The organism is Paenibacillus sp. RC84, from assembly GCF_041260495.1.
Taxonomy (GTDB): Bacteria; Bacillota; Bacilli; order Paenibacillales; family NBRC-103111; genus Paenibacillus_F.
This window is the reverse complement of sequence record NZ_JBGBYL010000001.1, coordinates 340,353-354,537: the sequence shown is the minus strand read 5'-3', so window position 1 is coordinate 354,537 and position 14,185 is coordinate 340,353. Positions and strand designations below refer to the sequence as shown.

Genomic DNA, 14,185 nt, shown 5'->3' with positions numbered 1-14,185 from the left:
TGTTATCCTCCCATCTCTCCGGATTCGTATAGGATGCACGCAAGCCCGACCATAGCGGCCGTCTCCGTGCGTAAAATTCTCCGTCCGAGCGACACGGACACGCAGCCCGCGGCCTCGGCCTCGCGGATTTCCTGCTCGGTGAATCCCCCTTCGGGGCCTACAAGCAGCAGCAGCCTCGACGGCTTGCCGTCCGCTGCGCTGTCCGCACCGGCTCCGTCCGCCGCTTTCCGCGGAGCGCCGATTTCGTCCGTCCGGCTGTCCCGGGATCCGAAATAACGGCGGATCGCCGTTCCGATGCCGAATCCGTCTTCTTTCTCGTAACAAATCCAGGCTCCGTCGGCGGCTTCGGAAACCAGCTTCAAAAGAGCTTTCCACGAAAGCACGGACTCGATGACCGGAATCCGGTTCCGGTGCGCCTGCTCCGCCGCTTCCTTGGCTATTTTATGCCAGCGCTCGGTGCGCTTGGCTTCTTTCTTCGCATCGTACTGGACGACGGTCCGTTCGGACACGAACGGCAGAAAACGCGCGGCGCCGATTTCGGTCCCCTTCTGAATGACCGTCTCCATCTTGTCGCCCTTGGGCAGACTTTGCGCGATCCATACCTCGACGGCAGGCTCCGCGCTCATTTCCAGCGTCTCGACGATCTTCGCTTCGACGCGGTTTTTGTCGACCGCCGTAATTTCAACGATCGCTTCACGGCTGACGCCGTCGCTGCAGATGCAGCGGTCGCCCTCTTCGCCACGCATGACGCGCGCGAGATGATGGGCATCGTCGCCTGTAATCACGACGGAATCCGCGCCGAAATCTCCGGCTGGAATGAAATATCTTTGCATTGCGGCCACTCTTTCTTTGTCGAAAATGCTAAAAATCGCGTACATTTCATCTTACAATGTTCTCGCTTCAAAAGCTACCGCTGGCACAAATTTTCATCGATTCATCGAGCCGTCATAGGCCCGGACAGCCTTAACGGCCTTAGGTGTATAAGGCATTTTCCGTCCGCCGGGAATGCCCGGAGCTCCTTTTATCCGATCAGTCTGAAAAACTGGTCGATGGGCAGCCGTTCGCCGAACAGCGAGCCGATCAGGTCGTTAAACGCATAAATGATATCGTACTGCAGCGAAAAAATCGGCCCCAGCGTTACCCGGTACAAAGGCGGGATAAACGCAACCAGCAGCAGGACAAGCATTCCCCACTGCTCATATTGCCTAAGCTTTTCGCGACTGGCGTCCGGCAGCACATCTTCCAGAATCCGGTATCCGTCGAGCGGAGGAACCGGAAGCAGGTTCAAGATGAACAGCAGCACGTTCATTTTCACGAACAGGATCATAAAAATAAGCACGGCCTTCTGCACGCCCGCGGACCAACCGTCGATTCCCGTGTAGTTCAGCAGCACGTAAAACACGATAATGCCGAGGAAACCGAGAACCAGATTGCTGAAGGGCCCCGCCAAGCTGACGATGACGCCCATGAGGCGGGGCTTCTTGAAATTGGAGCGCCGGACGGGAACGGGCTTCGCCCAGCCGAACCCGGCGATGATGAACAGCAGCGTCCCCAGCACATCGAGATGGACGCGGGGATTCAACGTCACCCGGCCCTCCTTGTAAGCGGTAGGGTCCCCGAATTTGTAAGCCGAGTAGGCGTGCGCGAACTCATGCACCGTAAAGGCGATGATGAGCACGAGCAGCGTGAACGGCAGCAGCTGTAAAATGGCGCTGAAATCCCCCATGCGGCCCGCCTACCTTTTCCGCGCGATCAGCACGACCCACTCTCCGTCGCGGCGCACGTCCTCGACTTCGAAGCCGGCTGCGAGGAGGCCGTTTTCCACATCTTTCTGCTTGCTTAGAATAACGCCGGACACGACATAATAGCCGCCTGGCGCCAGCACTTTGTACACATCGTCAAGGAAGAGCAGAATAATTTCCGCCAAAATGTTCGCGACGACCACCTGAACGGGGAGTTTCACGCCGAGATCGGCGCCTCCGCCCGCTTCGCTTTCTTTGAAAACGCCCAGGAGATCGCTCAGCTTCACGTGAATCGTATCCTCCAGGCCGTTGAGCTTGGAGTTCTCGCTTGCGCTCGAAACCGCAACCGGGTCAAGGTCGACGGCAAGGACGCGCCGGGCTCCGAGCTTGGCCGCAGCGATCGACAGGATGCCGGAACCCGTGCCCACGTCGATCACATCTTCGCCGCCCTTAATGACCTCTTCCAGGGTCTTGAGGCACAGCGACGTGGTGGCATGGGTTCCCGTTCCGAAAGCCATTCCCGGATCGAGCTCCAGAATCATTTCGCCTTCCGATGCCGTATATTCTTCCCATGTCGGTTTGATCGTTAAACGTTCCGTAATGCGGACAGGTTTAAAGTACTGCTTCCAGGCGTTCGCCCAGTCTTCGTCGTCCACCTCGCGCAGCTCGTAAGACGGATTTCCCGTATCGATGCCGAATTCGGCCAGCCCTTCGACCGACTGCTTGAGCGTGCTCATAATGGAATCCAGCTCGGTTCCTTCCACGAAGTACCCTTTGATAACGGCACGGCCTTCCGGAATATCGTTAAAAGGAAGCTCGTACCACTGTCCGAGCGAAGTATCCCGCTTCTTATTCAAAGTGCCGGATTCTTCGATGGAAACCCCTCCGGCTCCAAATTCGTGGAGAAAATTGGAGATCATTTCGACGGCTTGTTCCGTCGTGTTTACCGTAATTTCATGCCAACGCATCGCGACTTGTTCCCCCTTGCGGATTTTAGCCTTGCTTATCCGCTCACATATCTTGTTATTGTACTATACTTTACAAGCCCGGTAAAACCGTCCGCACCGGCCGCGATACCGGCTCATGCGGAACATGCAAAAAAGCCCTCACTCTCCGCTGTGAAACCCGGAGGTGAGAGCTTTTGCCGCTGCCGGTGCGTGCTTTGCCCACCGGTAAGGCGCCGGCTGATCGGCCGTGCGATTTCACCGGCCGCTGTGCGGGGCGGCGGTCGCGGCGTCCGGCCCGGTTACAGGCCGGACGTCAGATCTCGCCCCCGCATTCGCGGATCACACGCATCGCCTGATGATGCGTGCTCTCGTCCACCACGACCGTCAGCAGAATATCGCGGCCGGTCGGCATCCCCGACCCGCCGTCGCTCATTCCGCTGGCGGTAGGGTCCGCCGCCGCGAGAATTCCCGCGTCGGGCGAATACCACTCGGCACTCTGCGTCAAGTTGCCGAGGCTGGCGAAATCCCCGTTCAGCGGGTTCATCTGCTGCTGAACGTCTTCTCCCTGAAAGCGGTCGAACCGCGCGATCTGCATGTCGATCACCCGCAGCGCTTTCAGCTTGGCGGACGCGCCTTCGGCTTTCTCGGGGGAGCGGAAAGTCGCGAGTATGCTCTTCTCGCTCATGAACCCTGCCGCTCCTGGCGGCTGTCCGCGGCATTCGCGCGCTGCAGGGCTTCCAGATCTTCCGCGTCGGCTTCTTCCGAGCTGAACTCCACATCCTCGTTTTTGCCGATCGGAATCAGCTGCGAAATCTGCTCGGAGATTTCTTCGTGTTCGTTCCGGTTTTCGCTCATCGTTGTGCCTCCTTATGCAAGCTAAAAATTAGCATGCTTTACAGAAGCTTTTTTTATGCAGTCGTGAACGTCCTCCGCTATCCCTTATCGTACGTCCCTTTTCTGTACTGATACCGGTCAGACACAGGCCAGCCGACGAATCACCGGGGACACGCCATTAGCGGAGCGGCGAAGGTCACAGACAACTCGCGCGGCCAACTTGATCTCTTTGAATTTGTCCGCCAATTTCCTTTAACTGCCGGAATCGTCCATTTGGATTTTTTTCACATCTCTCTTCGCGACCGCGACCAGATAGATCAGATAAACGACCCCGACTGCCGTCCAGATCAATCCCAGCGTCATCGAATGGCGGTCCAGATGCGTCCAGATGTACGCCACAAATCCCGCTCCGATCAGAGGGGCGACCAAATACCGCATATAATCACCGAAGCTTCTCTGCTTCTTTTTGAAAATATAATGAATAATGACCGAAAGGTTCACAAACGTGAACGCAATCAGCGCCCCGAAGTTAATAAACGAGGTTGCCGTCACGAGATCGAGCTTTAACGCGATCAGCGATATACAGCCGATAAACAGGACGTTATAGACCGGCGTGCCCGTTTTGGGATGCACATACCCGAAAAATTTCCTCGGCAGATAGCTGTCGCGCCCCATGGCGTACAAAAGCCGGGTAACGCTAGTCAGGGAAACGAGGCCCGAAGCCAGGGTGGACGAAAGCGCCGCGGCCAAGAACACGAGCTGAAACACCTTGCCCCCGATAAACAGGGCGATTTCCGGTGAAGCGCCCTCCGGGTCTTCGAATACGGACACGTCCGGGAACAGCGACTGGGTGAAGTAGGAAGCCGTCATAAACAGGATTCCGCCGATCATCGCGACGAGAATGATGGCCCGCGGCGTGTTCTTTTCCGGGTCCACCGTTTCTTCGGTCAGCGTCGATACCGCATCGAATCCGAGGAAGGCGAAGCAGAGGATCGAGGCGCCTACGAGCAGGGCCGGGATGGACATATCCGGGGCGTAGAAAGGCTGGGCGGTGAACACCTCTCCGACTCCTTGCCCGTTCATGAGGCCTTTTACGGCAAGTGCCGCGAACAGGACCACGACGACGATCTGGAAAAGCACGAGGAACGTGTTGACCGAAGCCGTTATTTTCACCTTCAGCAGGTTCAGCGCCGTAATAAAGAGGACGAAACCGACGATCCAGATCCAGGCCGGAATTTCCGGGAAAACCGCGGACAAATAAATGCCTGTCAGCAGAGCGTTGATCATGGGCAGGAATAAGTAATCCAGCAGCGCCGCCCAGCCGACCAGGAAGCCCGCATACGGATGAATCGTATTCCGCGCGTATGCGTAAGCGGAGCCGGCCGTCGGGTAAACCCTCACCATTTTGCCGTAGCTGGACGCGGTGAAAAGGATGGCCAGCAAAGTCAGCGCATAAGCGGCCGGGACGTGCCCTCCCGTTTCCTCCGACACGATTCCGTACGTATCGAACACCGCCATAGGAGCCATATATCCGAGGCCGATGACCACGATATGCCAAAGCTTCAGCGTCCGCTGCAATTCCATGTTGGGTTTCAAGTAAGATTCTCCTTTTGCGTTGAAAATTGCCGTCCGCGCTCCTGTGCCGGAGCGCCTCTGTAAGGGCACAACGAATTATTATACAGGAAATTGCATGATGTTCCAGTCCGAAATTTTAACCATTGGCACAAGAAAAAGCACCTCTCCGCCAGGGAAAGGTGCTTGCTTCGCAGGCATACGCCATGCGGTTATCTATCCGGGAATCAATCTCCACGGAACGCTTTACGCATCCGGTCGAAGAAGGACTCCTCGTGCTCTTTCGTATCTTCTCCGCTTACTTTCGCAAACTCGCGGAGCAGATCTTTCTGCTCGTCGGTCATGTTTTTCGGCGTCACAATCACGACGCGCACGTGCTGGTCGCCCTGTCCGTAGCCCCGAAGCTTCGGTACGCCTTTGCCGCGCAGACGGAAATACGTTCCCGTGTCCGTGCCCGCCGGAATCTTGAGCTTCACTTTCTCCGTCAGGGTCGGCACTTCCACTTCCGCGCCGAGCGCCGCCTGAACGAAGGTCAGCGGCATATCCAGATAAATATCGTCGTCCCTGCGTTCGAAATATTCGTGCGCCTTCACGTGGATGACGACGTACAGGTCACCCGCCGGGCCTCCGCGCGTACCGCTTTCGCCCTCTCCGCTGACGCGCAGCTGAGCGCCGTCGTCTACGCCGGCCGGGATTTTGATGTGTATCTTGCGCTGTTTCTTGACCTTGCCGGAGCCGCCGCATTCTCCGCACTTGTGACGGATAATTTTGCCTTGGCCGTTACAGGTCGAGCAAGGACGGCGGTTCACGATACGGCCGAACGGCGTATTCTGAACCACTTCCTGCTGGCCCGAACCTTGACAGGTGGTACAAGTCTCCGGGTGTGTGCCCGGTTTGGCGCCCGAACCCGAGCACTTGTCGCAGTTTTCCGTGCGCGGAATCTGCAGGTCAAGCTCCTTGCCGAATACCGCTTCCTTGAATTCGATTTGCAGGTTATACTGCAGATCGCTTCCGCGCTGAGGCGCGTTCGGATTGCGCCGGCCGCCGCCTCCGCCTCCGAAGAACATGTCGAAGATGTCCCCGAATCCTCCGAAATCGGCGCCGCCCATGCCTCCGCCGCCCATTCCCTGATTCGGATCGACATGCCCGAAACGGTCATACGTCGAACGCTTCTGATCGTCGCTCAATACGTCGTACGCTTCTTTGGCCTCTTTGAACTTCGTTTCGGCATCGTCTGCCTTATTCACGTCCGGATGATACTGGCGCGCCAGCTTCCGGTACGCTTTTTTGACATCCTCCGCGGACGCGTCCTTGCCGACGCCCAGCACTTCGTAATAGTCCCGTTTACTCATCGCTCCACCCCCGCTGCTTTAACGGCAACCTCAACCGGATGGTCATGTCGAAACATAGGGAAAGTCAAAGCCGTTTTCGGACGGCTTTGACTTCTCTTTGTGTCAGACAGTTCCCGGTGTGAAATTCCCTTATTTCTTGTCTTTGTCCTCGTCAACTACTTCGTAATCCGCATCGACTACGTTGTCTTTCTTGCCGGCTTCGGACGCTTCGCCTGCCGCGTCGCCCGCTCCTTGCTGCTGGGCAGCCTGCTCATACAGCTTCACGGAAAGCTGCTGGACCACTTCGGTCAGCTCTTCCGTAGCCGCTTTGATTGCAGCCAGGTCGTTGCCTTCGAGAGCCTGCTTCACTTTTTCTTTCGCTGCGTTCGCTTTGTCGATCTCGGCCTGGTCTACTTTGTCGCCCAGTTCCTTGATCGTTTTGTCCGTGCTGTAAACAAGCTGGTCAGCCTGGTTGCGGACTTCAACGAGTTCTTTGCGGTTGCGGTCTTCTTCGGCGTGCGCCTCCGCATCCTTCATCATTTTATCGATTTCATCATCGCTCAGGCCGCTGGAAGAAGTGATCGTGATCTTCTGGCTCTTGCCTGTTCCTTTATCGAGAGCCGATACGTTCACGATGCCGTTCGCATCGATATCGAAGGTAACTTCGACTTGCGGAATACCGCGCGGCGCCGGAGGAATGTCTCCCAGCATGAAGCGTCCGAGTGTTTTGTTATCGTTAGCCATCGCGCGTTCGCCTTGCAGAACGTGGATTTCCACGCTTGTTTGGTTGTCCGCGTAAGTGGTGTACACTTGCGATTTGCTGGTAGGAATCGTTGTGTTGCGATCGATCATTTTGGTGAATACACCGCCGGCCGTTTCGATACCCAGGGACAGCGGAGTCACGTCCAGGAGAACCACGTCTTTAACGTCGCCGGTCAGAACGCCCGCTTGGACAGCGGCGCCCAGAGCAACAACTTCATCCGGGTTAACGCCTTTGTGAGGATCTTTACCGATCAGCTTTTTGATTTCTTCAACAACAGCCGGAATACGAGTCGATCCGCCGACCAGAACGACTTTGTCGATTTGGCTTGGGGACAAGCCCGCATCGCTCAGAGCCTGACGAGTCGGGCCCAGTGTTCTTTCAACCAGAGAAGCGGAAAGCTCTTCGAACTTGGCGCGGGTCAGGTTAAGCTCCAAGTGCTGAGGCACTCCGTCGACAACGGTAATGAACGGCAGGGAAACGGTCGTTGTCAGGACGCTGGAAAGTTCTTTCTTGGCTTTCTCGGCCGCATCTTTCAAACGTTGTACAGCCGCTTTGTCCTTGCTCAGGTCGATGCCGTGCTCTTTCTTGAATTCAGCCGTCAGGTGATCGATGATCACTTGGTCGAAGTCGTCGCCGCCCAGCTTGTTGTCGCCGCTTGTCGCTTTAACTTCGAAGAAACCGTCGCCGAGTTCAAGGATAGATACGTCAAACGTACCGCCGCCAAGGTCATACACGAGGATCGTCTGATCTTCGGATTTCTCCAGGCCGTAAGCGAGTGCGGCCGCGGTAGGCTCGTTGACGATACGGAGCACTTCGAGACCGGCGATTTTACCGGCGTCTTTGGTCGCTTGACGCTGGCTGTCGTTGAAGTAAGCAGGGACCGTGATAACCGCTTGCGTAACCGGAGATCCGAGGTAAGCTTCCGCGTCGGCTTTCAGCTTTTGCAGAATGATCGCGGAAATCTCTTGAGGCGTGTAGTCCTTGCCGTCAATGGATTCCTTATGGTTCGTACCGATGTGACGCTTGATGGAGATAATCGTACGGTCCGGATTCGTGATGGACTGGCGTTTTGCCGTCTCGCCCACAACACGCTCTCCGTCTTTCTTGAAGCCCACTACGGACGGAGTGGTGCGGTTTCCTTCGGCGTTAGGGATAACGACGGCTTCGCCGCCTTCCATTACGGCTACGCAGGAGTTGGTGGTTCCTAAGTCAATACCGATTACTTTGCTCATAATATCTATTTCCTCCTTATTAGGGGTGCGTATATATGAATTCGCCGGGCCTAAAGCCCTTCCGGCTTACATGCTGACTTTAACCATCGAAGGACGGATCACTTTATCCTTCAGCATATAGCCCTTCTGGACTTCTTCCACAACGATGCCTTCTTCATAATCATCCGATTCCACCTGCATGATCGCCTGGTGAAATTCCGGGTTAAAGGGCTGGCCTACCGCTTCGATCGGCGTCAGACCCTCCTGGGTCATCAGCTGCTCGAGCTGTCTGTACACCATTTCGATCCCTTTGGTGAGAGCTTCGAAATCCTGCGTCTCGCGGCTGGAAACCAGCGCACGGTCGAAATTGTCGATGACCGGCAGCATTTGTTCGATCAGCTTAAGAGAAGCGTATTTCGCAAACTCTTCTTTCTCCTGGCGTGTGCGGCGGCGGAAATTGTCGAAATCGGCCTGAGCGCGCAGCAAACGCTGCTGGCTCTCCTCGGCCGCTTTACGAAGCTCATCCAGCTCCGCGTTCCGGCCGGAGGCCGCGCCTTCCGCATCCGGAGCCGCTGCTTCGGCAGCTTCTGCTTGTTCCGCGTCATATGTAGCTTCTTCTGCTTCCGCGGCGTTCGTATCCGGGTTGATGTTCTTTGTTTCTTCGGTACTCACTTGTCGTGTTCACCTCCTTGAAAGAGTGGACGGGCCCGCGTCTGCCGGCCACGTTTAAGTTTGCCCCAGCTAATCCCGCTTAAACTTCGTGTAGAATCTCATTGTAAACCTGTCTCTTTATTTGTACCACCTTGACAGAAGAACTTCCATATTGGCGGACAAGTGCTCGAGAAGCCGGATCACTTTGGCATATTCCATCCGCGTAGGTCCGAGTATCCCGATCGTTCCAAGCGGCTGATCGTCATACGAATAGGTCGCCGTAATCAGGCTGCAATCGTTCATGGCGGCCAGACTGTTCTCCGAACCGATCTTGATTTGAAGTCCTGTAGGCGATGAAGTCACCAATTTGAATAAAACCGGAGTTTGCTCCAGCAGATCCAAAATATTTTTAACTTTATCCACATCTTTAAATTCCGGCTGTGTCAGCATATTGGTCGTGCCGCCCAGGAAAATGCGGTCTTTCTCGTCATTCTCAAGCACGCTTTCGACCATGTTCAGAAGCTCGTGGTAGCCCACGGCGTATTTATTCAGCTCGCCGGCCACTTCCGTATAGAGCTTCGACTTGAACTGCAGCAGCGGCACTCCTTGAAGGCGTGCGTTCAACAAATTGACGACCTTCTCGATTTCGTTCATGGGCAATCCCGGGGGGATCGCGACGGTTTTATTCTCGACATGCCCCGTATTCGTCACGATAATCGCAACGGCGGTCTTGTCGTTAAGCGGAATAATCTGCAGATGTTTCAGCGTATTGGTAAAAACCTCGGGGCCGAGCACGATCGATGTGTAATTGGTCAAACCCGACAGCATATTCGCCGTATGCTGGATGACCTCTTCCATCTCCTGGACCTTCTCCGCGAAGAACAGCTTGACTGTCTCCAGCTCGTGAGCGTCCAGCGTACCGTGCCGCACCAGGTGATCTACATAATAACGGTACCCTTTATGAGAAGGAATACGGCCTGCTGACGTATGCGGCTGCTCCAGAAAGCCCAATTCTTCGAGATCCGACATTTCGTTGCGGATCGTGGCCGGACTGAAACCGACATCGCCCCGTTTGGAAATGCTTCTGGAACCGATCGGCTCCGCGGAACGAATATAATCATCTACAATGGCATTCAAAATCATCCGCTGACGCTCCGTCAACATAGTAACTCCTCCTTTACATATGGGTAAACCGCCGCATAATGCGCCGCTCGTGCACAATCCGCTTCGTTAGCACTCAACCTTAACGAGTGCTAATTCCTAATACAAAAATAACAGACCTTTCGGCCTGTTGTCAAGTTCAATCCAACTCCCGGAGTACCGCAATCTCGTCGCAGCAGTACTGTTTTTTACAGTGGATGCAATCAGTCCACACTTTTTCCGGAAAGATATGTTTCGGCACGATTCTGAAGCCGTTTTTCTGAAAAAATTTCACTTCGTAAGTGAGGGCCATTACTTTCGTAACGGTCAGGCGCTGCGCCTCCTCCAGCAAGGAATCCACCAGTTTGGTACCGACGCCCTGACCCTTATAATCCTCGGAAACGCCCAGCGAGCGAATCTCCACCAGATTCTCACCGAGCCTCGTCAGCGACCCGCAGCCGATCAGCGCGCCTTCGTCTTCCGCGACTACAAAAGTATCCAAATGCTGCCGAACCATCTCGCGGTCTCGGGGGAGCATAATCCCCTGACGTGCATATCCTTGTATAATATGTACGAGTTCTTCTATATCGTCTTCCGTTGCTCTGCGGCAAGCCACTGTCATCTCGCATCCCACCATTCGCCTGCTGAAAATATATGAAAAAATAGGAACAAATCAAAAAAAACCACTTGTACAATTGCTATGCGGAAATAGTATATTGAATAAATATACATCAGCATGCATAATCGCACAAGTGGCTTTTTGTATAATTTTGAATGGATTTTAAAGCCTAAATGACGAGCGTTCTCCGGCCTGGGCCACGCCCTTGCCTGCGGTTATTCGAGGAACGAAGCAAACACGTCGTTGCCGAACAAAATTCCTTGTTCCGACAAACGGATCTTGTTGCCGGCACGCTCCAGAAGTCCGCGTTTGATCAGACTGTCCAGGATCCCGCCGAATTTCTCCTCCACCGGAATACCGAATTGAGCGGTAAAATCTTCTCCGCTGATTCCTTCCAAGAGACGCAGGCCGACCATCATGAAGTCCTCCATCGCCTCCTGCTCCGTCACAGGGAATCTTTCCAGATGCGGGAGGCCTTCTTTCGTCCGGTCAATGTAAGGTTGGACGCCTTTGACATTCACATGACGTTGTCCTTCGGCGTAGCCGTGGGCCCCCGCGCCAAGGCCGTAATAAGGCTGATTGCGCCAGTACGTCGTGTTGTGCCGGCTTTCGTAACCGGGGCGTGCGAAATTGCTGATTTCATACTGCCCGTAGCCCGCTTCTTTCAACCGGCGCATAATGAGCAGGTACATGTCCAGCTCGTCGTCCTCGCTCGGGAGCGGAAGCTGGTTTTTGTGGTACATCGTGTGGAACAAGGTGTTCTCTTCCACCTTCAAGCTGTAGATCGAATAATGCTTGAGATCAAGGGCCAGTGCCGCGTTCAGCGTCTTCTCCATCATTTCCGGCGTCTGGTTAGGCAGCCCGAACATCAAGTCGATCGACATGTTGTCGAAGCCCGCTTTCGCCGCATTTTCCAGGCTCCGGTAAACGTCGTCCGTGTTATGAATGCGGCCGATCGTCTCCAGCAGGCCGTTGTCGAACGACTGCACGCCGAACGAAATGCGGTTGACGCCGCCTTCTTTCATCGCTGTCAGCTTTTCGAGGTCCGTCGTCCCGGGGTTCGCCTCCATGGAAAATTCCAGATTCTCATGCTGATCCGGGAAATACGTTCTCACCAGCTTCAGAAAATGTGCCATCTGATCCGGCAGCAGAACCGTCGGCGTGCCTCCTCCCACGAAAATCGTCGCGATCTTTCCGGGCGGCTGCGCCTGCACCGTACGCTCCATCTCACGTTCAAGGGCATCCAGATAGTCCATGACGGGCTGGCCTTTAAGGACATAAGAATTGAAATCGCAGTAAAAGCATTTGTTCGTGCAGAAAGGGATATGGATATAAACCGCCTCGGGGGCGGTATAACGTGTGTTCATTGCGGGTAGTTCCTTTCCAGAAAGGGTCGGGCCTCACGGCCGTTCCTTCATTGTACTATGAAAAGCGGAAAAGATCGAAGGCAATAAAAATAGGAGCACGCGGCTCCTATTTCTCGGTCATACACTCAAATTAGTTGTCGTCGATACGAAGTACCGCCATGAACGCTTCCTGCGGCACTTCCACGCTGCCGACCTGTTTCATCCGCTTCTTGCCTTCCTTCTGCTTCTCCAGCAGTTTCCGTTTCCGCGAGATGTCGCCGCCGTAACATTTGGCCAGAACGTTCTTCCGCATCGCCTTTACGGTTTCGCGCGAAATGATTTTCTGTCCGATTGCGGCCTGAATCGGCACTTCGAACATTTGCCGCGGGATAAGCTCTTTGAGCTTTTCGCAAATAATGCGGCCCCGGTTGTAGGCGCCGTCCCGGTGAACGATGAAAGACAAGGCATCCACCTGCTCGCCGTTCAGCATAATATCCATTTTGACCAGGTTGGATTTCTTGTACCCGGAAATTTCATAGTCGAACGAGGCGTAACCCTTCGTCCGGGATTTCAGAAGATCGAAGAAGTCATACACGATTTCCGCAAGCGGAATGTCGTAAGACAGCGTCACCCGGTTCGTGTCCAGGTACTCCATGTTGATGAACTCGCCGCGTTTGCCCTGGCACAGTTCCATGATCGCTCCGACAAAGTCGTTCGGCACGATGACCGACGCCTTCACGTAAGGCTCCTCAACGTATTCGATCCGCTGGGGATCCGGATAATTCGACGGATTGTCGATCTCCATAATCTCGCCGTTCGTCATCGTGATGCGGTAAATAACGCTTGGCGCCGTCGTAATAAGCGGAATGTTGAATTCGCGCTCGATGCGTTCCTGGATGATCTCCATATGGAGAAGGCCCAGGAATCCGCAGCGGAAACCGAAGCCGAGCGCGGAGGACGTCTCCGGCTCGTAAGTGAGCGACGCGTCGTTAAGCTCCAGCTTCTCGAGCGCTTCGCGCAGATCGTTGTAATCCGATGTTTCGATCGGGTACAGCCCGCAGAATACCATCGGATTGATTTTGCGGTAGCCGGGCAGCGGTTCCGCCGCCGGTTTGACGGCGTTCGTGACCGTATCCCCGACGCGCGTGTCGCCGACGTTCTTGATCCCGGCTACGACAAAGCCGACATCGCCGACGTTCAGCTCGTCCACGATGGACATGCGCGGCTTAAATGCGCCGACTTCGATCACGTCGAAGACTTTGCCCGTCGCCATGAACTTGATTTTCGTGCCGGCCTTGATAGCGCCGTCCACGACACGCACGTACACGATAACGCCTTTGTACGGGTCGTAGTGGGAATCGAAGATGAGCGCTTTCAGCGGCTCGTCCGGATCGCCCTGCGGGGCGGGTACCTTCTGGCACACCTGCTCCAAAATTTCCTTGATGCCGATACCGGCTTTGGCGGAAGCCAGAACCGCTTCGCTCGCATCCAGTCCGATCACGTCTTCGACTTCCTGCTTGACGCGTTCCGGATCGGCACTCGGCAGGTCGATCTTGTTGATGACCGGGAGAATCTCCAGATTGTTGTCCAGGGCCAGATATACGTTGGCCAGCGTCTGGGCTTCAATCCCCTGAGCCGCGTCCACAACGAGCAGCGCGCCTTCGCAGGCGGCCATACTCCGCGAAACTTCATACGTGAAGTCGACGTGTCCCGGAGTGTCGATCAGGTTCAGGATATATTCCTGACCGTCGTCGGCCTTGTAGTTCAGGCGTACCGCCTGAAGCTTGATCGTGATACCGCGTTCCCGCTCAAGGTCCATCTGGTCGAGAACCTGTTCCTGCATTTCACGGGACGACAGAGCCCCTGTGAACTCAAGGATGCGGTCCGCGAGCGTAGATTTACCGTGATCAATATGTGCGATAATCGAAAAGTTTCGAATTTGCTTTTGTCTTTGCCGAATGTCAGTCATGCCTAACCCCCACACAGTTACATACAGTACCTTTTATTATATCAGTCCGGCGGGGCCGCG

Annotated in this window: 13 protein-coding genes; all 13 read right to left on the bottom strand. The window is 55.1% G+C overall.

Going from position 1 to position 14,185, the window contains the following annotated elements:
• Positions 1-2 precede the first annotated feature (2 nt).
• Positions 3-833 carry an RsmE family RNA methyltransferase gene (locus ABH899_RS01600; RefSeq protein WP_369993403.1) on the bottom strand — a complete coding sequence of 277 codons (831 nt, stop codon included), beginning with the start codon at positions 831-833 and terminating at the stop codon, positions 3-5.
• 188 nt (positions 834-1,021) lie between these two features.
• A complete protein-coding gene (locus ABH899_RS01595; RefSeq protein ID WP_369993401.1) occupies positions 1,022-1,726 on the bottom strand; it encodes a site-2 protease family protein in 705 nt (234 codons plus the stop codon).
• A 9-nt stretch (positions 1,727-1,735) separates the two neighbouring features.
• Positions 1,736-2,710 (bottom strand): 50S ribosomal protein L11 methyltransferase, encoded by a 975-nt coding sequence (gene prmA, locus ABH899_RS01590; RefSeq protein ID WP_369993399.1) that lies wholly within the window; start codon positions 2,708-2,710, stop codon positions 1,736-1,738.
• Between the two features lie 292 nt (positions 2,711-3,002).
• Positions 3,003-3,374 (bottom strand): hypothetical protein, encoded by a 372-nt coding sequence (locus tag ABH899_RS01585; RefSeq protein ID WP_369993396.1) that lies wholly within the window; start codon positions 3,372-3,374, stop codon positions 3,003-3,005.
• The gene (locus tag ABH899_RS01580) at positions 3,371-3,544 is read right to left on the bottom strand and encodes a YfhD family protein (protein WP_009675367.1); all 174 of its coding nucleotides are present in this window, start codon (positions 3,542-3,544) and stop codon (positions 3,371-3,373) included. The genes ABH899_RS01585 and ABH899_RS01580 overlap by 4 nt, the downstream gene beginning before the upstream one ends.
• A gap of 231 nt (positions 3,545-3,775) precedes the next feature.
• The gene (locus ABH899_RS01575; RefSeq protein ID WP_009675432.1) at positions 3,776-5,119 is read right to left on the bottom strand and encodes an APC family permease; all 1,344 of its coding nucleotides are present in this window, start codon (positions 5,117-5,119) and stop codon (positions 3,776-3,778) included.
• 203 nt (positions 5,120-5,322) lie between these two features.
• Positions 5,323-6,447: a molecular chaperone DnaJ gene (gene dnaJ / locus ABH899_RS01570; RefSeq protein ID WP_009675385.1), complete on the bottom strand. Its 1,125-nt coding sequence runs from the start codon at positions 6,445-6,447 to the stop codon at positions 5,323-5,325.
• Between the two features lie 129 nt (positions 6,448-6,576).
• Positions 6,577-8,421: a molecular chaperone DnaK gene (gene dnaK / locus ABH899_RS01565; protein ID WP_009675415.1), complete on the bottom strand. Its 1,845-nt coding sequence runs from the start codon at positions 8,419-8,421 to the stop codon at positions 6,577-6,579.
• A gap of 66 nt (positions 8,422-8,487) precedes the next feature.
• A complete protein-coding gene (gene grpE / locus ABH899_RS01560) occupies positions 8,488-9,072 on the bottom strand; it encodes a nucleotide exchange factor GrpE (protein ID WP_369993392.1) in 585 nt (194 codons plus the stop codon).
• A 117-nt stretch (positions 9,073-9,189) separates the two neighbouring features.
• Entirely contained in the window at positions 9,190-10,215 is a 1,026-nt protein-coding gene (hrcA, locus tag ABH899_RS01555; protein WP_009675428.1) for a heat-inducible transcriptional repressor HrcA, read from the bottom strand.
• 136 nt (positions 10,216-10,351) lie between these two features.
• Positions 10,352-10,813, bottom strand: coding sequence for an N-acetyltransferase (locus ABH899_RS01550; protein ID WP_009675383.1), 462 nt, complete (start codon positions 10,811-10,813; stop codon positions 10,352-10,354).
• Positions 10,814-11,025: 212 nt separating this feature from the next.
• Positions 11,026-12,177: a radical SAM family heme chaperone HemW gene (hemW, locus tag ABH899_RS01545; RefSeq protein WP_369993389.1), complete on the bottom strand. Its 1,152-nt coding sequence runs from the start codon at positions 12,175-12,177 to the stop codon at positions 11,026-11,028.
• Between the two features lie 130 nt (positions 12,178-12,307).
• Entirely contained in the window at positions 12,308-14,125 is a 1,818-nt protein-coding gene (lepA, locus tag ABH899_RS01540; RefSeq protein WP_009675366.1) for a translation elongation factor 4, read from the bottom strand.
• Between the last annotated feature and the right edge of the window lie 60 nt (positions 14,126-14,185).

Excerpts from the sequence above, each read along its gene's own strand:
- ABH899_RS01600 (WP_369993403.1), bottom strand. The coding sequence starts at position 833 with ATGCAAAGATATTTCATTCCAGCCGGAGATTTCGGCGCGGATTCCGTC.
- ABH899_RS01595 (WP_369993401.1), bottom strand. The coding sequence starts at position 1,726 with ATGGGGGATTTCAGCGCCATTTTACAGCTGCTGCCGTTCACGCTGCTC.
- prmA (WP_369993399.1), bottom strand. The coding sequence starts at position 2,710 with ATGCGTTGGCATGAAATTACGGTAAACACGACGGAACAAGCCGTCGAA.
- ABH899_RS01585 (WP_369993396.1), bottom strand. The coding sequence starts at position 3,374 with ATGAGCGAGAAGAGCATACTCGCGACTTTCCGCTCCCCCGAGAAAGCC.
- ABH899_RS01580 (WP_009675367.1), bottom strand. The coding sequence starts at position 3,544 with ATGAGCGAAAACCGGAACGAACACGAAGAAATCTCCGAGCAGATTTCG.
- dnaJ (WP_009675385.1), bottom strand. The coding sequence starts at position 6,447 with ATGAGTAAACGGGACTATTACGAAGTGCTGGGCGTCGGCAAGGACGCG.
- dnaK (WP_009675415.1), bottom strand. The coding sequence starts at position 8,421 with ATGAGCAAAGTAATCGGTATTGACTTAGGAACCACCAACTCCTGCGTA.
- hrcA (WP_009675428.1), bottom strand. The coding sequence starts at position 10,215 with ATGTTGACGGAGCGTCAGCGGATGATTTTGAATGCCATTGTAGATGAT.
- ABH899_RS01550 (WP_009675383.1), bottom strand. The coding sequence starts at position 10,813 with ATGACAGTGGCTTGCCGCAGAGCAACGGAAGACGATATAGAAGAACTC.
- hemW (WP_369993389.1), bottom strand. The coding sequence starts at position 12,177 with ATGAACACACGTTATACCGCCCCCGAGGCGGTTTATATCCATATCCCT.
- lepA (WP_009675366.1), bottom strand. The coding sequence starts at position 14,125 with ATGACTGACATTCGGCAAAGACAAAAGCAAATTCGAAACTTTTCGATT.